We start from the raw sequence: 19,950 nt of genomic DNA on the forward strand, positions 1-19,950 counted from the left end.
GTCCCCAGATCGGGTGCGGTTTGTGTCGCCGCTCACACCGGGTGCCCGTTTCGGCGCTCGATCGAACCGTTCAGCCACGCGTGACCTCACCATCCGCCACCACGAACCGGCTCCCCGCCAGCTCGCTGGGCACGTCTTCGTCGACCGCGGCGGTCACCAGCACCTGTTCGGCGCTCGCCGCCACTTCGGCCAGCCGGGCCCGGCGCTTGCGGTCCAGCTCGGCGAACACGTCGTCGAGCAGCAGCACCGGCTCACCCGCCTCCCCGCGCAGCAGCTCGTAGCTGCCGAGCCGGAGGGCGAGCGCGAACGACCACGACTCGCCGTGGCTCGCGTACCCCTTGGCCGGCGCTTCGCCGAGGATCAGCTCCAGCTCGTCCCGGTGCGGGCCGACCAGGCTGATCCCCCGCTCCAGCTCCGCCTTGCGAGCTTCCCCGAGCGCCTTCACCAAGACGTCCTTGAGGACTCCGGGTTGCGCCCGTTCCCCGTCCGGTACGCCGTACGTCTCCGGCAGGGCCTCACCCAGCGAAGACTTGTACGAGATCTTCGCCGGCCGGGAGTCCGGAGCGACACCCATGTACGCCGAAGCCGCGTACGGACCGAGGTCCGCGACGAGGTTCAGGCGCGCGGCCAGCAGCTCCGCGCCGGCCACAGCGAGGTGGTCGTCCCAGACTTCGAGCGTCGACAGCGCGTACGGGTCCTCCCGCCCGGTCCGGCGTTTACCGGCCGTCTTGAGCAGGGCGTTGCGCTGCTTCAGCACCTTCTCGTAGTCCGCACGAACCCCGGCGTACCGCGGCGCGCGCAGCACCAGCAGCTCGTCGAGGAACCGGCGTCGCTCGCCAGGGTCGCCCCGCACGAGCGCCAGGTCCTCCGGGGAGAACAGCACCGTGCGCAGGATGCCGAGCACGTCCCGCGGCCGGCCGACCGCACCGCGGTTGACCCGGGCGCGGTTGGCACGACCGGCGGTGATCTCGAGCTCGACGGTCAGCTCGCGGTCGTCGTTGACCACCGCGACCCGCACCAGCGCACGCTCACAACCGTGCCGGATCAGCGGCGCGTCCGTCGCGACGCGGTGGGATCCCAGCGTCGCGACGTACCCGATCGCCTCCAGCAGGTTGGTCTTGCCGCGACCGTTCTGGCCGACCAGCACGGTCGGCCCCGGTTCGAGGGCGAGATCGGCCTGGGGCCAGGAGCGGAAGTCGGTGACCTGCAGATGTCGCAGATACACGTGGTTCCTTCCCGGACGGGACCTACCCGCCGACCTTCTTCACGGCGTGCCCGCCGAACTGGTTGCGCAGTGCGGCGACCGCGCGCATCGCGGCCGAGTGCTCCTGGCGGGAGGCGAACCGGGCGAACAGCGCGGCCGAGATGACCGGCGCCGGCACCGCGTTGTTGATCGCCTCTTCGAGCGTCCACCGGCCTTCGCCGGAGTCCTCGACGTAACCCTCGAGGTCGTCCAGCTCCGGGTCCTCGTCGAGCGCGCGCACGAGCAGGTCGAGCAGCCAGGACCGGACGACGGTGCCGCGCTGCCAGCCCTTGATCACCGCGGGCACGTCGTCGACGACCTTCGCGGCCTCGAGCAGCTCGAAGCCTTCGGCGAAGGCCTGCATCATGCCGTACTCGATGCCGTTGTGGATCATCTTCGCGTAGTGGCCGGCCCCGACGCTGCCCGCGTGCGAGAAGCCTTCCTCACGCGGGCCTTCCGGGCGGAGCGCGTCGAAGATCGGCATCGCGCGCTCGACGTCGGCCGCCGTGCCGCCGACCATCAGGCCGTAACCGTTGTCCTTGCCCCACACGCCACCGGAGACACCGCAGTCGGCGTACCCGATCTTCTTCGCGGCGAGGAGCTCGGCGTTCAGCTTGTCGTCGGTGTACTTCGAGTTGCCACCGTCGATGACCATGTCACCTTCGGACAGCAGGTTGCCCAGCTCGGTGATGGTCTGCCGCGTCGGGTCGCCTGCGGGGACCATGATCCAGACGATCCGCGGAGCGTCCAGTTTGGACACCAGGTCTTCGAGCGACGTGGTGTCGCTGACGTCCGGGTTGCGGTCGTAGCCGACCACTTCGTGACCGGCCGCGCGCAGCCGCTCACGCATGTTGAAGCCCATCTTGCCCAGGCCGATCAGACCGAGCTGAACCATGAGATCCCCTTACGTGCGAACAAGTTTTGCGGGTCAGCCCGGCAGGCGGACCGGCATCAGGAGGTAGAGGTAGCCGGGGACGAGGTTGCCCTCGGCGTCGGCGGGCTTGATGAGGGCGGGGCGGTTCGGCGTCGTGAACGTCAGCTCCGCCCGGTCGCTGTGGAGCGCGCCGAGGCCGTCGACGAGGTAACCCGGGTTGAACGCGATCGTCACCGGCTCACCTTCGTAGTCGACCTGGAGCTCTTCTTCGGCGCTTCCCTCGTCGTCGCCGCCCGCGGACAGCCGCAGCGTGTTGTCCCCGAACTCCAGTCGTACCTGAGTCCCCCGCTCCGCGACCAGGGAAACGCGCTTGATCGACTCCGTGAGAGCGGACACGTCGATGACCGCGCGTGAGGTGTGCGTCGCGGGCAGCAGCTGGCGGTAGGGCGGGAACTCCGCGTCGAGCAGGCGGGTCGTCGTGTAGCGCCCGGAACCGGAGAGGCCGAGCAGGCCTTCGCCGCTGGCGAGTGCGAGCCGGATCGTGGCGCCGCTCGCGCCGAGCGTCTTGGCCGCCTCGGCGAGGGTGCGCGCCGGGACGAGCACCGCGGCGTCGGCGAGGCCTTCGGCGGGCTGCCAGGTGAACTCGCGCATGGCGAGCCGGAACCGGTCGGTCGCGACGAGGGTCAGCGAGCTGCCGGAGATCTCGAGCCGCATGCCGGTCAGCATCGGCAGCGTGTCGTCCTTGCCCGCGGCGACGACGACCTGGGTGACGGCCTGGCCGAACGCGTCGCCGGCGAGCTCACCCGCGAAGGCGGGCTGGGACGGCAGCTGCGGGTAGTCCTCGACCGGCATGGTCGGCAGGGAGAAGCGCGCGCTGCCGCACGTGATCGTGGCGCGGGCGCCGTCGACGGCGATCTCGACCGGCTGGTTCGGCAGGGACTTGGTGATGTCGGCGAGGAGCCTGCCGGACACCAGCAGGCGACCGCCGTCGGCGATCGTCGCCGGGACGCCCACCGTGGCGGACACCTCGTAGTCGAAGCCCGACACGGTCAGCGCGTCGGACTCGCCGTCCGCACCGGCGTCGAGCAGGACACCGCCCAGTACCGGCACGGGAGGCCGGGAGGGGAGGCTTCTGGCCACCCACGCGACGGCGTCGGCGAGCCCGTCACGCTCGACGCGGATCTTCATGCGCGCATCCTTTCGACGACCGAGCCGTGATCGGCTCGGGCCAGGCCTCGTTCTGGCTGGGCAGTGACCGGCTGCCTCGTCCGGCCGGCCCGCTCTCCGGTTGAGCGACCGGAGCACGGACCAGGAGCAGGGGTTCGGTGCAGGGGTTCACGGTAGGCCGTCGCGGGCACCGCCGTCACCTCGGCCTCCCCTTGACTTTGTCGACTTGACGACACGATCTCGCGGCTGTCCCCAACTTCGTCCTTCGCCTGTTTTTATCTTTTTTCTCTTAGAAGAGATCTAAAAGGCAGTAGCAGTAGTAAGCGTTGTGGATTGTGTGGATTGAGGTCGTTCACGCAGGTCGGAGTGCCTGCGGGCATGTGGAGAACCGTGGTGGTGGATCTGTGGGCAACTCGGGGCGTCGGTGGATGGTTTCGGGAGGCCCTCGATTCGTCCACAGATCGGCCGGGTTGTCCCCATGGTTGTCCCCAGGTTCGGGAGTGTTTCTGGGGGTGGACGACACGGTCCGAATCGCTCTACCGAGTGACGGCGCCCTCCTGTGCACAGCATGTGGGCAACCTGTGGAATCAGCGTGGACAAGGGTGTGGATTCTCTGTGGATCACCTGTGGGCGGGGTGTGGACGGAATCCGGGTCGTCGCTGCTCAGAGATCCGCTGGCGCTGTGGGCAAACTGCCCACACCATGGGGAAACTTCCTTGTGTACAAACAATTTTCGCGAGTTTGCGAAGCGCGCGTACGCGTCCTTCGCTGCTTCGCGGGCCGTAGTGCGCTTCGGACGGTCCAAAGACGACAAAGGGGCGTCCACAGTGCGTGGACGCCCCGAAGTCGTTGCGGGATAAGGGGATGTGCTACTGGCGGGCGCGCTGCTTGATGCGCGACGTCAGCTCCTGCACCTGGTCGTAGATGCGCCGGCGCTCGGCCATCTCCTTGCGGATCTTCTTGTCCGCGTGCATGACGGTCGTGTGGTCGCGGCCGCCGAACGTCTGCCCGATCTTCGGCAGCGACATGTCGGTCAGCTCGCGGCAGAGGTACATCGCGATCTGGCGGGCCGTGGCGAGCGCCTTCGTCTTGCCGGGGCCGCACAGGTCGTCGAGCGTCACGTCGAAGAACTCGGAGATGACGCCCATGATCGTGGGCGCGGTGATCTCCGGGGCGTGGGAGTCGGGGATGAGGTCCCGCAGCACGATCTCGGCCAGGCCGGCGTCGACCGGCTGCTGGTTGAGCGACGCGAAGGCCGTGACGCGGATCAGCGCGCCTTCGAGCTCCCGGATGTTCGCCTCGACGCGCGAGGCGATGAACTCCAGGACGTCACCCGGCACCGCGAGCCGATCCTGCGCCGCCTTCTTGCGGAGGATCGCGATGCGCGTCTCGAGCTCGGGCGGCTGGATGTCGGTGATCAGGCCCCACTCGAACCGCGTGCGCAGCCGGTCCTCCAGCGTCTCGAGGCGCTTCGGCGGGCGGTCGGAGCTGACGACGATCTGCTTGTTCGCGTTGTGGAGGGTGTTGAAGGTGTGGAAGAACTCTTCCTGCGTACCTTCTTTGCCTTCCAGGAACTGGATGTCGTCGACGAGCAGGATGTCGATGTCGCGGTAGCGCCGCTGGAAGGCGACCTTGCGGTCGTCTCGCAGCGAGTTGATGAAGTCGTTCGTGAACTCTTCGGTCGAGACGTACCGGACGCGCATGCCGGGGAAGAGCCGCTGGGCGTAGTGGCCGACCGCGTGCAGCAGGTGCGTCTTGCCGAGCCCGGACTCACCCCAGATGAAAAGGGGGTTGTACGCGCGGGCCGGGGCTTCGGCGACCGCGACCGCCGCCGCGTGGGCGAACCGGTTGGACGCGCCGATGACGAACGTGTCGAAGGTGTACTTCTCGTTCAGCTTCGTCTTCGACGTCTGCGGCTGCGCCGGCGCGGTGTACGGCTGGCCGGCGATCGGCTGGCCGGAGAACGTCGGCCAGATCTCGTGGACCGCGGCGAGCGCTTCGCCCTCTTCGTCGACTTCCTCGTCGGTGTCGTCACCGTCGTCGGGCTTCATCGCGAGGGACTGGTGCTGCGGCAGCGGCGGCGCCGGCTCGGGGCGCGGCGGCGGCAGCATCGGGCCGGGACCCGGCCGCGGCGCGGGCGCCGGCTCGGGGACGGCACCGTTTTCCACCCGGCCGGGTGACGGGACGTAGTGGGGCGCGGCGATCGGGGCGACCGCTTCGGTGCTGTCGACCTTCACCGCGAGCGAGATGGCGCGGCCGAGCCGCCGGGAAAGCGCGTCGGTGATCGCGCCGCGGAGACCGCGTTCGATCGCTTCCTTCGCGAAGTCGCTGGGAGCCGCCAGCAGCGCGGTGCCGTCGAGGAGGCCGATCGGGCGGGTCACCCGCATCCAGGCGCGCTGCTGAGGGGACAACGTCCCGTCGGACAGTTCGCGCACCACCTGCTCCCAGATGACGCCCAGATTGTGCTGGTGCTCCGACACTGGTCCGGCTCCCCTCCCCTCGTCGGCGTGGACGGCCGAACCGGCCCCGGAACGCCCTGGTCACTCCACCCGATGACCGCCTGCGGACCTGGCCGGGTACCGGCACAGCGAATATCCACATAGTTGTCCACAGCTGTGCACTAATGTACGGCGACCCGCGGCGTCGCCACCTGCGGGCTCGTCGTACGCCGGTGGGCACTCCACCACCCGGATACTCGTGCACCTCGACCGGTGACCCGAGAGAGGCACGCTAACAAGCCCCGCTCGCTGCCACAAGGCATCCTGGGCCGCAAGCATTTCACGGTGTACGGCGTGTTGCCATTCGATGCCACGGCGTTGATGATCTCGCCTCGGCCGGCCCGTCGCGGACGGTGGCGGAGGGGGTGCTTACGGCGTGCCGGACGGGGGTGCGTACCCTCGTAAGGTCTCCCGTATGCGACGGGCGCGTTTCGCGTGCCCTGGTTGCAGTCGCTCGTCGTGACGAGGCCACACGTTGGTAGGAGACACCAGAGACTGCCGTGCGCCCGCACGACACGCCAGAAGTGAAGGAAGACGGAAGCCTTCTCTTCCGACGCGACACACAGGAGAAGCAGTGAGCAAGGGTAAGCGCACCTTCCAGCCGAACAACCGCCGCCGCGCGAAGACCCACGGGTTCCGGCTGCGCATGCGGACCCGGGCAGGCCGGGGCATCCTGGCGGCTCGCCGTCGCAAGGGCCGCGAAGCGCTGTCGGCCTGATCCGGCACGTCGGGGCGCGCCGTGCTGCCGGCTGCCGCACGTCTGCGGCGGAGTGAGGATTTCCGCGTGGTTCTCCGTCGCGGATCCAAGGCAGGCAGGCGCCGCCTCGTCGTCCACGCGTTGACCACGGACCCGTCCATGGCCACCGACGCTTCGTCGGCGACCAGGGCGGGTTTTGTGGTGAGCAAGGCCGTCGGGAACTCGGTGGTCCGCCACCGGGTGTCCCGCAGGTTGCGTCATCTCGTTTCGGCCCGGATCGGAACCCTGCCCGCCGGCAGTGCGTTGGTCGTACGGGCATTGCCGCCGTCGGCGACCGCGTCCAGCGCGGAGCTCGGGGCCGATCTCGACGCCGCGCTGCGTCGGCTGGGACTTCTGTCGTCGCGCCGTCCGGCCGGGGATGTCCCCAGCCCGACGCGTCCCGCGGACGCGGCCCCCGACCACGGATCAGCGGTGTGACCGGTATGCGAGCCACCCCCGAGCACTCAGTGCACGACGAGCACGACCACGACGACGAGCCGGGACCCGCCCGGCCCGGACCGGTCGCCTGGGTCCTGTTGCTCCCCATCAAGCTCTACCGCAAGGCGATCTCGCCCTTCCTCCCGCCGGCCTGCCGGTTCTACCCGAGCTGCAGCGCGTACGCAGTCGAAGCCCTCACCCGGCACGGTGCCGGCCGCGGCTCCTACCTCGCGTTGCGCCGGCTGCTGCGCTGCGGCCCGTGGACCATGCCCGGCCGCGACCCCGTGCCCGAGACGTTCTCGTGGCGGCACCGACGACCTGAAACACCGATCGAGGAGTAGCAGCAGTGCTCGATTTCATCTACTACCCCGTGTCCTTCATCCTCTGGTGTTGGCACAAGGTCTTCGGACTCGTCTTCGGGGAGTCGACGGCGATCGCCTGGATCCTCGGCATCATCTTCTTGACGTTCACAGTCCGCGGCATCATGTTCAAGCCGTTCGTGAACCAGGTCCGGTCGATGAAGAAGATGCAGGACTTCGCGCCGGAGATGAAGAAGCTCCAGAAGAAGTACGCGAACGACCGGCAGCGCCAGGCCGCGGAGATGCAGAAGCTCCAGAAGGAGCACGGCGTCAACCCGCTGGGCAGCTGCCTGCCGATGCTGCTCCAGATCCCGGTGTTCATCGGCCTGAACCACGTGCTGCGCGCGTTCACGATGCCGCCGCCCGGTGGTGGCCCGAAGACCGAGAACTACTTCTTCTCGCAGGCTGACGTCCACTCCTACGTGAGTGCGAAGCTCTTCGGTGTCAACCTCGGCGAGGCCGTCTACAACGGTGTCGGGGTCGTCAGCGGTGGTGCCGCGAACGTCGGCTTCCAGTGGAGCGTGCTCCCGGTCGCGCTGCCCCTCATGATCATCGCGTCCATCGCCACGCACCTCACCGCGCGGCACTCGGTGGCCCGGCAGAACGCCGCGTCGGCCACCTCGCAGACCGCGATCATGAACAAGCTGACGATGTACATCTTCCCGCTCGGTGTCCTCGTCTTCGGTGCGCTGTTCCCGCTCGGCCTCCTCTTCTACTGGCTGGCGAACAACGGCTGGACCCTGATGCAGCAGCGCCTCGTCTACACGAAGATCGACAAGGAAGAGGCGGCTCGCAAGGCGGAGGCCGCGGAGAAGCGCGCGACGCTCGGCCCGAAGCCCGGGCAGAAGCCGACCGCTCCGAAGGTGGGCCAGAAGCCCGTCCAGCAGAAGAAGAACCAGCCCGCCCAGACCGGCTCGCAGAAGAAGGTCACCAAGGCGGGCTCGGCTCACGGCTTCGCACAGACCACGCCGGCCGAGGCCGCCGCCGCCAAGGCCGCGGAGGCCGCTGCCGCCAAGGCGGACGGCGCGACGGCGGCGGACCGGACCCCGGCCGCGACGAACGGCCAGAACGGCTCACAGGAGAACGGCACGGGCGTGCCCGGGCTCCTCAAAGACTCGACCAGGAAGTCGGGCCGGAAGCGCCGTTGAGCGCGACCGGTTCGGAGAGGAGACGAATGATGTCGGAGACGATCGACACGATCGACGCCGATCAGGACGACGTGACCCCGGGTGAAACCGCCGACGAGGCGGGCGAGCAGAAGGCGGGAGGTGGCGACGACGTCCTCGTGCAGGAGGGCGACATCGCCGGCGACTACCTCGAGCGGCTGCTCGATCTGCTCGACTACGACGGGGACATCGACCTGGACGTGGAGGCCGGCCGCGCGATCGTGAGCATCGACGGCGGCGAGGACCTCGAGAAGCTCGTCGGCCCGCGCGGCACGGTGCTCGAAGCGCTGCAGGAGCTGACCCGCCTGGCGGTCCAGCAGGAGACCGGCTCGCGCAGCCGCCTCATGCTGGACATCGCGGGCTGGCGCGCCGACCGTCGCGAGGAGCTCCGCGAGCTCGGCCGGTCGACGGCGGAGTCGGTGCTGTCGAGCGGCGAGCGGGTGCGGCTGCAGCCGATGAGCCCGTTCGAGCGCAAGGTGGTCCACGACGCGGTGGCGACGGTCTCGGGTGTCACGAGCGAGAGCGAGGGCGAGGACCCCAAGCGTCGCGTGGTGATCTTCCCCGAGTCCTGACGGACTCGTCAGCGGCCCGCCGGACTTCGGTCCGGCGGGCCGCTTTTTTTATGCTTGGAGGATGCGTCCAGCGCCCGGCGAGGTCCTCCACTTCTCGGAGGATCCGGCGATCACCGGTTTCGTCCCGCACGTCGCCGCGACGGCCCGGCAGCCGGAGGCCTACGTCTGGGCGGTCGACGCGGAGCGCGCACCGGACTACTGGTTCCCCCGCCAGTGCCCGCGCGCGATGGCGTGGGCGACACCGTCGACGACCGACGCGGACCGCGAGCGCATCCTCGGCCCGGGCGGCGGCGACCGCGTCCACGCGATCGAGTACGGCTGGCTCGAGCCGATGCGCTCGACCCGGCTGTTCGCCTACCGGTTCGACGCTTCGGCGTTCCGGCCGTTCGGCTCTTCCGTGTCGCACGCGCTCGTGGCGACGTCGGAGGTGGAGCCCCTCGGCCCGCCGGAGCCGGTCGGCGATCTGCTGGGGTTGCACGAGGAGGCGGGCATCCAGTTGCGGGTGCTGCCGAACCTGTGGCCGTTCGTGGACGCGGCGGCGGAGAGCACCCTCGGCTTCAGCGGCATCCGGCTGCGGAACGCTCGGCCTCGGGTGAGCGAATTACAGGGGTGAGGTTTCACGTGGAACGCGGGGCGCTCTCGGGGCCCTGGGTCATACGGCTGTCTGATCCACGTTGACATCAAAGAGGCTCGACGCCACCTCCGTCAGCGGGCACGAGTCCATGGCGCAGCCGACCGTGACCGGCGTGGCCGCGCGGACCTCGGCTAGGTGTCTCGCGCTGTGAGGTTGGGGACGCGGCTGGCGGGTGGTTGACCGGCGAGTGAGGTGTGGCCGCGGTGGTGGTTGTAGGCCCATTCCTCGATCGGGTCCGGTTGAACCGCTCGACCTTGCCGTTGGTCTGCGGTCGGTAAGGCCGGGTGCGCTTCGGGGTGATCTGCGCGTCGCGCCGGAGGCGTGAGCGATAGCAGGAACCGTTGTCGGTCGGGACCCGCGCGACGCTGATCCCGCAGCCGGTGAAGAACGCCTGCGCCTGGCTCCAGAACGCGGCTGCGGTTTCCTTCGTCTCATCGGCCAGGATCTCGGTGTAGGCCAGCCGGGGGCTTGTGGCCGCCGTCGGGGACGTTGCCGAGCTTTGATGTCGACGTGGACCAAATCACCGGGTGCGGCGGATCAGCCGGCCGGTGGTCCGGTCGAGATGGGTCAGCCGGTAGCGAGTCAGGACCCGGTGCACGGTCGAGGGGTTCAGGCTGAGCAGGTATGCGATGCGGGTCGGGTCCCACCGACGGGCTGCCCGAATCTTGATCACACGCCGTTCGGTCCGGGGTGGCCCACCGGGCGGCGGTGGAGACCGACACGTAGAACCGTTCCGCGGCTCGCCGCAGCGGGCCAGGTGCAGTCTGCCGGTCGGGGGCAGGGTGCATTAGCGATGGGTCATCGATGGCGGCGTCGGTGGGCGCTTGCTTGAGAATCCCGGCTGGGGCGCCTCGGTCTCGGCGGCGGCTGGGCGAGGCTCGATCGCCCGGCTTCGCTAAGAACCGCTCGGGTCGTGCGGCGGTGGCGGTGCCCCGCTCGGCTCCGACTGGGTTGTCTCGTCCTACGGGTTCCTTCGCCGGGTCTTCAAGTCGGGCGCTGGCGGCGGTGGCGAGTGAATTACAGCGATGAGGTTTCACGTGGAACTTGCCGAGCGTCGGCCGTCATGTTTCACGTGGAACCGGGATCTCGTCGATCCAGCTTCCTCGGTGCCCGCAGGTGAGTGGAGTTGTCCACATCTGCGGTCTGTCGACTCGTTTTCGCGTCGACATCAGGGACAATCGAACGAGCGCGGTTTCACGTGAAACCCGCGGACGAGGAGTAACCGGAGTGAGCTTGGAGCAGGCCGCGGTAGCGGTGCGGACCGCGGCGGAGCGAGTGTTCGGTGCGCACGTCGACCAAGCGGCTGGGTATGTCGAACTCCTCGAGAGCCACGGCGTCGAGCGGGGGCTGATCGGTCCTCGGGAGGTCGAGCGGCTGTGGGAACGGCACGTGCTCAACTCGGCCGTCATCGGCGAGCAGATGCCCGAAGGGGCTCGCGTTGTCGATGTCGGGTCGGGTGCGGGGCTTCCGGGTGTACCGCTCGCGATCGCGCGACCGGACCTCGATATCGTCTTGCTCGAACCTATGGCCCGCCGGGTGGACTGGCTGGCCGAGGTGGCCGAGAAGCTGGAACTCCCGATCACCATCGTCCGTGGACGCGCGGAGGAGCGGCCTGTGCGTGAGCAGCTCGGTGGCGCCGACATCGTCACCGCTCGCGCGGTCGCCCCGCTCGCCCGGCTCGCGGACTGGTGCTTGCCGCTGGTTCGTCCGGACGGTTTCCTGGTCGCCCTCAAGGGTGCCAGCGCGGCGGACGAGATCGAGCGGGACGGTGCCGCCATCAGGAAGGCAGGCGGCGTCGACCCGTTGATCGTGGAGTGCGGTGTGGCAGTACTAGAGGTCCCCAGCACGGTCGTGAAGATCCGTCGCCTGCCGTCGAAGACGGGGAAGGCGCGGAGCAGGAAGCGCTAGCGCAGACAACGGGCCGCGGTGTTCCACGTGAAACGACGCGACTCGTCCACCGACCAGACGTCTATATGGAGGAGGTGTCGAGACCGGTGAATCCCCCGCCGTCCGACTCCACGGAGACCAGCCACGACGTGGGCTGGACGCCGATCGCCGAAGAAGCCACTCGCGCCGCGCGTCTGCTGCACCCGGACGGGACGCTTCCCCGTCCCGGCCGCCGCCGCGTGATGACCGTCGCCAACCAGAAGGGCGGCGTCGGCAAGACCACCAGCACGGTCAACCTCGCCGCCGCGCTCGCCGTCCACGGGCTCAAGACGCTCGTCGTCGACCTCGACCCGCAGGGCAACGCGAGCACCGCGCTCGACGTCGACCACCGGTCCGGGACGCCCTCCATCTACGAGGTGCTCATCGGCGAGGTGACGCTCGCCGAGGCGGCCCAGCCGACCGAACAGTCCCCCAACCTCTTCTGCGTCCCCGCGACGATCGACCTCGCCGGCGCCGAGATCGAGCTCGTCTCGATGGCGTCGCGCGAGTCCCGGCTCAAGGAGGCCATCTCCTCGGAGATCCTCGACGAGATCGGTGTCGACTACGTCTTCATCGACTGCCCGCCCTCGCTCGGCCTGCTGACGGTCAACGCGATGGTCGCCGCGCAGGAGGTGCTCATCCCGATCCAGTGCGAGTACTACGCGCTGGAGGGTCTCGGGCAGCTGCTGAGCAACATCGAGCTCGTGCAGCAGCACCTCAACCGCGAGCTCCGCGTCTCGACGATCCTCCTCACCATGTACGACGGCCGGACCAAGCTGGCCGACCAGGTGACGAACGAGGTGCGGAACCACTTCGGCGACACTGTCCTGAAGACCGTCATCCCGCGCAGCGTGAAGGTGTCGGAGGCACCCGGGTACGGCCAGACCGTGCTCGCCTACGACCCCGGTTCGCGCGGGGCATTGAGCTACGTCGACGCGGCGAAGGAGATCGCCGAGCGAGGTGCACTCATGGAAAGGGGTAGTTCGACATGACCGAGCGCAGAGGAGGGCTGGGTCGCGGCCTCGCCGCTCTCATCCCGACCGGGCCGGCCGGCGGTCCGCTGCCCGCGCCCGGTGAGGGGTCGGCCGCGGAGAAGAAGGCGGCGGAGGAAAAGGGCTGGTTCGCGGCGAACGGTCAGGCGAAGCAGCACAGCGGCGAGGTCGCCGGCGCGGTCTACCGCGAGATCCCGGTCGGCTCGATCAAGCCCAACCCGAAGCAGCCGCGCCTCGCCTTCGACGAGGAGGCGCTCGCCGAGCTCGAACACTCGATCCGCGAGTTCGGGCTCATGCAGCCCATCGTGGTCCGCGAGCTCGGGAACGACGAGTACGAGCTCGTCATGGGCGAGCGGCGGCTGCGGGCGTCGCAGCAGGCGGAGCTCGAAGCGATCCCGGCGATCGTCCGGCAGACCGCCGACGAGTCGATGCTGCGCGACGCGCTCCTGGAGAACATCCACCGCGTCCAGCTGAACCCGCTCGAAGAGGCGGCGGCGTACCAGCAGCTGCTCGACGAGTTCGCGGTCACGCACGAGGAGCTGGCGAGCCGGATCGGCCGCAGCCGGCCGGTCATCACCAACACGATCCGCCTCCTCAAGCTCCCCCTGCCGGTGCAGCGCCGGGTCGCCGCGGGCGTCCTGTCCGCCGGGCACGCGCGTGCGCTGCTGTCGCTAGAGGACCCCGAGAGTCAGGAAGAGCTCGCCGCGCGCATCATCGCGGAGGGCATGTCGGTCCGGGCGACCGAGGAAGCCGTCACGCTCAAGAAGAGCGAGAAGCCGGCCAAGCCGAAGCCCGCGCCGCGCAAACCGATCCAGGCGCCCGGACTGCAGGAGCTCGCGAACCGGCTCTCGGACCGGTTCGACACCCGCGTGAAGGTCGACCTCGGCCGCCGCAAGGGCCGGATCACGCTCGAGTTCGGTTCGGTCGACGATCTCGAGCGCATCGTCTCGATCATCGATGCGAATGGGGCGAATCGGACACCGGATTCCGATTAGGGATCACCCCAGGGTGTTTCGTCACGGTGATGATTGCGTTTTGCCGACATCGCCACGACGCTGAGCGACGAGGGGGAAGCGTGCAGGATCCGACCGGATCGATCGGCCGCGCGCTCTGGATCGGGGGTGGGCAGTGGGCCGGCAAGTCGACGGTCGCCCGGCTGCTCGCCGTCCGGCACGGGCTGACGGCGTACCACTACGACCACCACGACGCGCGCGGTCACTTCGATCGCCGGATCGCTCGCGGCGAACCCGTCGAGCGCGATCCGGAGCAGAACTGGGTCCGCCGCACGCCGGAGGAGATGGCGGCCGACGCGCGAGCGATCTTCGGGTTGCGGTTCGAGTGGGCGCTTGACGATCTGCGCGCACTCAGCTCACCGCGGCCGCTGATCGCCGAGGGGTGGGGGTTGCTTCCGGAGTTCATCGTGCCGCTGCTCGACTCGGCTCGCCGGATGATCGTCATGGTGCCGACCGAGGAGTTCCAGCGGCACCAGGCGGCCACCCTGCCGCGAAGGCGCGAGAACTCGGCGTCCGGGTGCTGGAAGTCGACGGCTCCCGGAAAACAGAAGAAGTGGCCGACCTGGTGGCCGACCACTTCCGTCCGTACCTCTGACGCAGACCTCAGCGGGAGATCGCGCGCCCGATCAGGTCGGCGAAGACCGTGCCGAGGGACTTGCCCGCCGCGTCGATCGCCATCGGGACCGTCGACGTCTCGGTGAGCCCGGGTGACGGGTTCACCTCGAGGAAGTGGACCGTGCCGTCGTCGGCGACGATCGCGTCGGTTCGCGAGATGTCCCGCAGTCCGAGGACGCGGTGCGCGGCGACGGCTAGTTCGGCGACGGCCTTGGCCGCGGCGTCGTCGAGCCGGGCCGGGGTGAAGAAGTCCGTCAGGCCGGCGGTGTAGCGGGACGTGTAGTCGTACACGCCGCTCTCCGGCACGATCTCGACCGCCGGCAGGGCCTCGGGACCGTTCTCGCTTTCGATGACCGTCACGGCCACCTCGACGCCGGCCACGAACCGCTCGGCGAGCACCGTATCGCCGTAGGCGAAGCAGCCGACCATCGCCGCGGGCAGTTCCGCCGCCTCGCGCACCACCTGGGTGCCGAGCGCCGAGCCGCCCTGGTCCGGCTTGAGGATCAGCGGCAGGCCGAGGCGCTCCACCATCGCGTCGAGCACCGCCTGGGCGCCGAGCTCGCGGAAGGTGCTGTGCGGCAGCACCACCCAGTCCGGCGTCACGAACCCGGCGTTCTCGACGAGCGCCTTCGCCGTCGGCTTGTCCCACGCGCGGCGGCAGCCCTGGGAGCCGGTGCCGACGAACGGCACCTCCAGCATCTCCAGCACCGTCTGCACCGAGCCGTTCTCACCCTCACCGCCGTGCAGCGCGACGACAACCGCGTCCGGCCGCTGGGTGCGCAGGCGCTCCAGCAGGCCCGCGTCGGTGTCCCACTCCTCGATGCCGAGGCCTTCGGACTTGAGCGCCGCGGAGAGCCGCCGCCCGGACCTCAGCGAGACGTCGCGTTCGTGCGAGAGCCCGCCGGCGAGCACGGCAACGGTACGGTCGACCACCGTGGAAACTCCTTAGCTGGATTAAAAACTCAGACCGTGTCCGGAGACGGGTTCTGCGGCCCCTGGATCTGGCGCGAGCCCACGTTACCGAAGGTGCGGGCCAGGTCCATTTCGGACTCCAGCACCGCGGCCAGCCGCCGGACGCCCTCGCGGATCCGCTCCGGCGTCGGGTAGCAGTAGGACAGGCGCATCTGGCGGCTGCCGAACCCGTCGGCGTAGAAGCCGGTTCCGGACGCGTACGCCACGCGCGCGGTCACCGCGCGCGGCAGCATCGCCTTGGTGTCGACGCCTTCCGGCACCGTCACCCAGACGTAGAAGCCGCCGTCGGGCTTCGTCCACGAGCAGCCCGGGGGCAGGTACTGGTCGAGCGCCGACAGCATCGCGTCGCGGCGCTCGCGGTAGTTCTCGCGGAACTTCTTGATCTGGCCCTTCCAGTCGTGCGTGGCCAGGTACCGCGACACGATCATCTGGTTGAAGGTCGGCGGGCACAGTGTCGCCGACTCGGCGGCCAGCACGAGCTTCTCGCGCACGGCGTGCGGCGCCAGCACCCAGCCGACGCGCAGACCCGAGGCGAACGTCTTCGAGAACGAGCCGAGGTACACGACGTTCTCGGGGTCCGTCGAGCGCAGCGCCGGGTACGTCTGCCCGTCGAAGCCGAGCATCCCGTACGGGTTGTCTTCGACGACCAGGACGCCGTGCTCGCGGCAGATCTCCAGGATCTCCCCGCGGCGCTCCACGGCCAGCGTCACGCCGGCCGGGTTGTGGAAGTTCGGGATCGTGTAGAGGAACTTGACGCGCCGGCCGGCCTTCTCCGTCTGGATCAGCGCCTCGCGCAGCAGTTCCGGCACCAGGCCGTTCTCGTCCATGGCGACGTGCACGACCTGCGCCTGGTACGCGGCGAACGAGCCCAGCGCGCCGACGTAGGACGGGCCTTCGGCGATCACGACGTCACCCGGGTCGCAGAACAGCCGCGTGACCATGTCCAGGCCCATCTGGGAGCCGACGGTCACCACGACGTCGTCCGGGTGGGCCTTGATGCCCTCCAGCGCCATGATTTCGCAGATCTGCTCCCGCAGCACCGGGACGCCGTGCGCCGAGCCGTACTGCAGGGCCACCAGGCCGTCTTCGGCGATGATCTCCGCCACCTGCGCCGAGAGCGTGTCGAGCGGGAGCGCGGCCAGGTTCGGCATGCCACCGGCGAGGGAGACCACCTCGGGCCGGCTCGCGACCGCGAACAGGGCCCGGATCTCGGAGGCGGTCATCCCGGCGGTGCGCGCGGCATACCGCTCGAGGTGCGGGTCGAGGTTCTGGCGGCCGCTCTGCGGCTTGCTGGGGCGGTTCTCGGTCATCGACGATTCACCCGGGGGTCGGTGGACAAGGCCCGCTCCCGCACGGGAGCGGTAGATCCATCGAGTGTAACCGGGCACCCATCCGGGACCCCTGACCTTTCGGTGCTTGTCACATCGGCCTACCATCGACCCTGGCTCCCGTGTTCGTGCTGTGGTTCCGCGCGGCTTGACGACCGGGCAGCCTGTCAGGGGAGCGCAGGTCAGGGAGGTCGCGGGTGTCGCGTCGCGTCGTGGGCGTCACACTGGACAACCTCGAGCACTTGCCGAAGAGCTGTCGCCGGTGTGTGTACTGGGAGCTGGCCCCGCACCTGAAGAACCAGGCCGAGGAGTTCGGCGCCACCGAGGTCGAGAAGGAAGCCTGGGTCTCGAGCGTGCTGCTCGAGTGGGGCTCCTGCGGTCGCATCGTCTACAGCGACACGCTGCCGGTCGGGTTCGTGCTGTACGCCCCGCCGAACGCCGTCCCGCGGTCGCTGGCCTTCCCGACGTCCCCGCCGAGCGCGGACGCGGTGTTGCTGACGGCGTTCCAGATCCTCCCGGAGTTCCGCGGTGGCGGCCTCGGCCGGATGCTCGTCCAAGCGGTCGCGAAGGACCTCACCAAGCGCGGCGTCCGGGCCATCGAGGCGTTCGGTGACGCTCGCCCCGACGAGTCGGACCCGGACGGCGGCCACAGCTGCGTGCTGCCGGCGGCCTTCCTGCAGAGCGTCGGCTTCAAGACGGTCCGACCCCACCAGAAGTGGCCGCGTCTGCGCCTGGAACTGCGTTCGGCGATCACCTGGAAGGAAGACGTCGAGGCGGCGCTGGAGAAGCTGCTCGGCCAGGTGACGATCACCACGGCCGAGCCGAGCCTCGGCCGCGCCTGACCTTCCCGCAAACGTTTGCGTCCGTGTTACCGCAGGCCGGTAACACGGATTCCGCAGTGTGTGCACGGCTGTGGAAGAAGCGCCGAGTTATCCACAGAGCGCTGATAGACGCGGTGGACAAGCTGTGGATGAGTACACCAAAACCTGGGGACGGCGGGTGCGCGTCCCCAGGTGTGGTGGAGCAGGTGAAGAAGAGCCGCTAGGGGTTGTGGTCGCCCTATTCGGCCTTGGCGAGCTCGTGCGCCAGGACGTCGGCGAACGTGAACGTTCCCGTCGGCTGGTCGCCCTCGCCGAGCAGGTACAGGCGCTTGACGGCGATCAGGATGCCCTCGGCGACGATGTCGCGGAAGGCCGGGTCGCCGAGCTTGCGGCTGTCGTCCGGGTTCGTCAGGTAGCCGATCTCGACCCGGACCGCCGGGCAGCGGGTGCGGGTGAAGATGTCCCACGACTTGTAGTGCGTGCGGTTGTCCTGGAGGCCCGTGCGGGCCGCGACCTCGCGCTGGATGAAGCCGGCCAGCAGCTCACCCACGGTCGACGTCGTGCCGTTGCCGTTGCCGAAGTGGAAGCTCGCGACACCCTGGGCGCGGGGCGACGGGTTCTTGTCGCTGTGCAGCGAGAGGAACAGGTCGGCACCCGCGTCGTTGGCGAACTTCGCGCGCTCCAGCTCCGTCGGGCTGTGGTTCGGGCCGCGGGAGATCAGCGCCTCCATGCCGGTGGCCTTCATCCGGCCTTCCAGGCGGCGCGCGAGGTCCCACGCGATGTCGGCTTCACGGAGACCGCCGGCGACCACGCCGAGGTCGTCGCCGCCGTGGCCCGGGTCGATCACGATGCGCTTGCCACGCAGCCGCGGACCGGCCTGGCGCACCTGCTCCTGCTCGCGCAGGAACACGGGGCGGCCGCCCCGGGCCCGCGGCGAGGACAGGCGGTGCAGCTCACGGATGGTCGCGGGACCGCACATGCCGTCCGGCGTCAGGCGCATGTCGCGCTGGAACGTCTTGAGCGCGCGCTCGGTGGCCGCGCCGAAGTAGCCGTCCGGGCGGCCGGCGTCGAAGCCGAGTTCGGTGAGCCGCTCCTGCAGCGTGAAGACGTCGTCACCCTGGATCGGGGCCGCGATCGTGTACGACAGCAGGCGGCTGCCCAGGTGGTAGCTGGCGCCCTTGAGCGCCTGGAACGTGGCCTGACCCACGACGCCGTCGGTCATCAGCCCACGGCTCTGCTGGAAGGCCCGCACGGCGTTCTCGACGGCGACATCGAACGTGTCGTAGGCGTCGGTACCGGTGACCGGCGGGAGCAGGTCCATCCCGGCCAGGATGGACCTGATCTCGGCGACGTCCGGACCGGCGTCACCGCGGCGGAGTACCCGCATGCACTCCTCGCTCTTCCTCAGGCGCCGACTCGGGGGGTTCGGCGCGGGCAAAAACTTCGGGGAAAACCATCACTGAGATGTGCTCAGGTCTTCTATTGTGCCTTGCGAACTCTCGGTGACACCGCAGGCCCGGTCGGTGCGTCAAGAGCCCGATCGTGGTGAACCGCCAGTGGCCCTCGTCACCCAGGATTCACCCACACCGGTGAGATTCCCCCGAACGACGAGAACCCGGGGCCCGCGGGAAGGTTCCCGCAGGCCCCGGGTTCGCCGGGCTTGTTCGGTTCAGAGAACGTCGGCGAGATCGGACAGCAGCGCGGCCTTCGGCTTGGCGCCCACGATCTGCTTCACCGGCTTGCCGCCCTGGAACAGGATCAGCGTCGGGATCGACATCACCTGGTAGTCACGCGGCGTGTTCGGGTTCTCGTCGATGTCGATCTTGGCGATGGTCAGCTTCTCGCCGTTCTCCGCCGCGATCTCCTCGAGCACCGGGGCGACCATCTTGCACGGCCCGCACCAGGTGGCCCAGAAGTCGACCAGAACGGGCTTCTCGCTGGTCAGGACCTCGTCGACGAACGTCGCGTCGGTCACCTTGACGGTGTTGGTCATGATTTCTCCTTCAGGTGGTTGTACGCCGGAAAGTCAGTTGGTGCCCGCGCCGTAGCCGCCGCCGACGAGCTCGGCCGCCTCGTGCGCGCCGGATTCGCCGTGCTCGGCGAGCCAGCGTTCCGCGTCGATCGCCGCGCTGCAGCCCGAGCCGGACGCGGTGATCGCCTGCCGGTAGGTGCGGTCCACCAGGTCACCGGCGGCGAAAACACCGTCCAGGTTCGTGTAGGAGCTGCGGCCCTGCGTGATGACGTAACCGTCCTCGTCCAGGTCGACCTGCCCGCGCACCAGCTCGCTGCGGGGGTCGTGCCCGATCGCGACGAAGAAACCCGACACGTCCAGGGTCGACTCGGAGCCGTCCTGGGTGTCCTTCAGCTTCAGCGCCTCGACCTTGGTGTCCCCGACGACGCCGGTGATCTGCGAGTTCAGCTTCCACTTGATCTTCTCGTTCGCGCGGGCGCGCTCGAGCATGATCTTGGACGCGCGGAACTCCTCACGCCGGTGCACCACGGTGACGGACTTCGCGAACTTCGTCAGGAAGGTCGCCTCCTCCATCGCCGAGTCGCCACCACCGGCGACCACGATGTCGTGATCGCGGAAGAAGAA

At 69.2% G+C, this 19,950-nt stretch carries 19 protein-coding genes and 1 pseudogene; 10 read left to right on the top strand and 10 right to left on the bottom strand.

All coding sequences use genetic code 11. The annotated features are described in order from the left end of the window. Positions 1-70 precede the first annotated feature (70 nt). From recF to dnaA, 4 genes are all read right to left on the bottom strand, one after another. Entirely contained in the window at positions 71-1,225 is a 1,155-nt protein-coding gene (gene recF / locus ACIOD2_RS21235) for a DNA replication/repair protein RecF (protein ID WP_400540307.1), read from the bottom strand. A 22-nt stretch (positions 1,226-1,247) separates the two neighbouring features. Continuing rightward, positions 1,248-2,138 carry a phosphogluconate dehydrogenase (NAD(+)-dependent, decarboxylating) gene (gene gnd / locus ACIOD2_RS21240; protein ID WP_400540309.1) on the bottom strand — a complete coding sequence of 297 codons (891 nt, stop codon included), beginning with the start codon at positions 2,136-2,138 and terminating at the stop codon, positions 1,248-1,250. Between the two features lie 33 nt (positions 2,139-2,171). Further along, positions 2,172-3,305, bottom strand: a complete 1,134-nt coding sequence (gene dnaN / locus ACIOD2_RS21245) for a DNA polymerase III subunit beta (RefSeq protein WP_323325277.1) — start codon at positions 3,303-3,305, stop codon at positions 2,172-2,174. A gap of 848 nt (positions 3,306-4,153) precedes the next feature. Next, a complete protein-coding gene (gene dnaA / locus ACIOD2_RS21250) occupies positions 4,154-5,764 on the bottom strand; it encodes a chromosomal replication initiator protein DnaA (protein ID WP_400540311.1) in 1,611 nt (536 codons plus the stop codon). Between the two features lie 592 nt (positions 5,765-6,356). Here dnaA and rpmH point away from each other — a divergent pair. From rpmH to ACIOD2_RS21280, 6 genes are all read left to right on the top strand, one after another. Then, the gene (gene rpmH / locus ACIOD2_RS21255; RefSeq protein ID WP_247059643.1) at positions 6,357-6,500 is read left to right on the top strand and encodes a 50S ribosomal protein L34; all 144 of its coding nucleotides are present in this window, start codon (positions 6,357-6,359) and stop codon (positions 6,498-6,500) included. A gap of 21 nt (positions 6,501-6,521) precedes the next feature. Further along, positions 6,522-6,956 carry a ribonuclease P protein component gene (gene rnpA / locus ACIOD2_RS21260; protein ID WP_400540314.1) on the top strand — a complete coding sequence of 145 codons (435 nt, stop codon included), beginning with the start codon at positions 6,522-6,524 and terminating at the stop codon, positions 6,954-6,956. Positions 6,957-6,961: 5 nt separating this feature from the next. Next, positions 6,962-7,297 (top strand): membrane protein insertion efficiency factor YidD, encoded by a 336-nt coding sequence (yidD, locus tag ACIOD2_RS21265; protein ID WP_323325269.1) that lies wholly within the window; start codon positions 6,962-6,964, stop codon positions 7,295-7,297. Between the two features lie 5 nt (positions 7,298-7,302). After that, entirely contained in the window at positions 7,303-8,463 is a 1,161-nt protein-coding gene (gene yidC, locus ACIOD2_RS21270) for a membrane protein insertase YidC (RefSeq protein WP_400540316.1), read from the top strand. A gap of 29 nt (positions 8,464-8,492) precedes the next feature. Then, a complete protein-coding gene (locus ACIOD2_RS21275; protein WP_323325265.1) occupies positions 8,493-9,053 on the top strand; it encodes a R3H domain-containing nucleic acid-binding protein in 561 nt (186 codons plus the stop codon). A gap of 61 nt (positions 9,054-9,114) precedes the next feature. Continuing rightward, positions 9,115-9,666 carry a DUF6886 family protein gene (locus ACIOD2_RS21280; RefSeq protein WP_400540318.1) on the top strand — a complete coding sequence of 184 codons (552 nt, stop codon included), beginning with the start codon at positions 9,115-9,117 and terminating at the stop codon, positions 9,664-9,666. 152 nt (positions 9,667-9,818) lie between these two features. Here ACIOD2_RS21280 and ACIOD2_RS21285 read toward each other — a convergent pair. Then, a pseudogene (locus tag ACIOD2_RS21285) lies at positions 9,819-10,439 on the bottom strand (integrase core domain-containing protein); the annotation flags it as partial. A gap of 475 nt (positions 10,440-10,914) precedes the next feature. Here ACIOD2_RS21285 and rsmG point away from each other — a divergent pair. From rsmG to ACIOD2_RS21300, 3 genes are all read left to right on the top strand, one after another. Beyond that, positions 10,915-11,595 carry a 16S rRNA (guanine(527)-N(7))-methyltransferase RsmG gene (gene rsmG, locus ACIOD2_RS21290; RefSeq protein ID WP_400540320.1) on the top strand — a complete coding sequence of 227 codons (681 nt, stop codon included), beginning with the start codon at positions 10,915-10,917 and terminating at the stop codon, positions 11,593-11,595. 86 nt (positions 11,596-11,681) lie between these two features. Beyond that, positions 11,682-12,605, top strand: coding sequence for a ParA family protein (locus ACIOD2_RS21295; protein ID WP_400540322.1), 924 nt, complete (start codon positions 11,682-11,684; stop codon positions 12,603-12,605). After that, positions 12,602-13,600: a ParB/RepB/Spo0J family partition protein gene (locus ACIOD2_RS21300; protein ID WP_400540324.1), complete on the top strand. Its 999-nt coding sequence runs from the start codon at positions 12,602-12,604 to the stop codon at positions 13,598-13,600. The genes ACIOD2_RS21295 and ACIOD2_RS21300 overlap by 4 nt, the downstream gene beginning before the upstream one ends. Before the next feature lie 621 nt (positions 13,601-14,221). Here ACIOD2_RS21300 and ACIOD2_RS21305 read toward each other — a convergent pair. Together ACIOD2_RS21305 and ACIOD2_RS21310 are read right to left on the bottom strand one after the other, a co-directional pair. Next, positions 14,222-15,166 carry a D-alanine--D-alanine ligase gene (locus ACIOD2_RS21305; RefSeq protein WP_400540326.1) on the bottom strand — a complete coding sequence of 315 codons (945 nt, stop codon included), beginning with the start codon at positions 15,164-15,166 and terminating at the stop codon, positions 14,222-14,224. A 29-nt stretch (positions 15,167-15,195) separates the two neighbouring features. Further along, a complete protein-coding gene (locus ACIOD2_RS21310; RefSeq protein ID WP_400540328.1) occupies positions 15,196-16,515 on the bottom strand; it encodes a PLP-dependent aminotransferase family protein in 1,320 nt (439 codons plus the stop codon). A 215-nt stretch (positions 16,516-16,730) separates the two neighbouring features. Here ACIOD2_RS21310 and ACIOD2_RS21315 point away from each other — a divergent pair, with 215 nt between their 5' ends. After that, a complete protein-coding gene (locus ACIOD2_RS21315) occupies positions 16,731-17,375 on the top strand; it encodes a GNAT family N-acetyltransferase (protein ID WP_360665114.1) in 645 nt (214 codons plus the stop codon). 217 nt (positions 17,376-17,592) lie between these two features. Here the strand turns inward: ACIOD2_RS21315 and ACIOD2_RS21320 are convergent, their stop codons facing one another. From ACIOD2_RS21320 to ACIOD2_RS21330, 3 genes are all read right to left on the bottom strand, one after another. Further along, positions 17,593-18,741 carry an N-acetylmuramoyl-L-alanine amidase gene (locus ACIOD2_RS21320; RefSeq protein WP_400540330.1) on the bottom strand — a complete coding sequence of 383 codons (1,149 nt, stop codon included), beginning with the start codon at positions 18,739-18,741 and terminating at the stop codon, positions 17,593-17,595. A gap of 282 nt (positions 18,742-19,023) precedes the next feature. Continuing rightward, entirely contained in the window at positions 19,024-19,347 is a 324-nt protein-coding gene (gene trxA / locus ACIOD2_RS21325; protein ID WP_247016298.1) for a thioredoxin, read from the bottom strand. 33 nt (positions 19,348-19,380) lie between these two features. After that, positions 19,381-19,950: NAD(P)/FAD-dependent oxidoreductase (locus ACIOD2_RS21330; RefSeq protein ID WP_400540333.1), on the bottom strand; the 570-nt coding region annotated here is incomplete at its 5' end.

The sequence above is a fragment of the Amycolatopsis sp. NPDC088138 genome, from assembly GCF_044741685.1.
In the GTDB taxonomy this organism is placed as follows: domain Bacteria; phylum Actinomycetota; class Actinomycetes; order Mycobacteriales; family Pseudonocardiaceae; genus Amycolatopsis.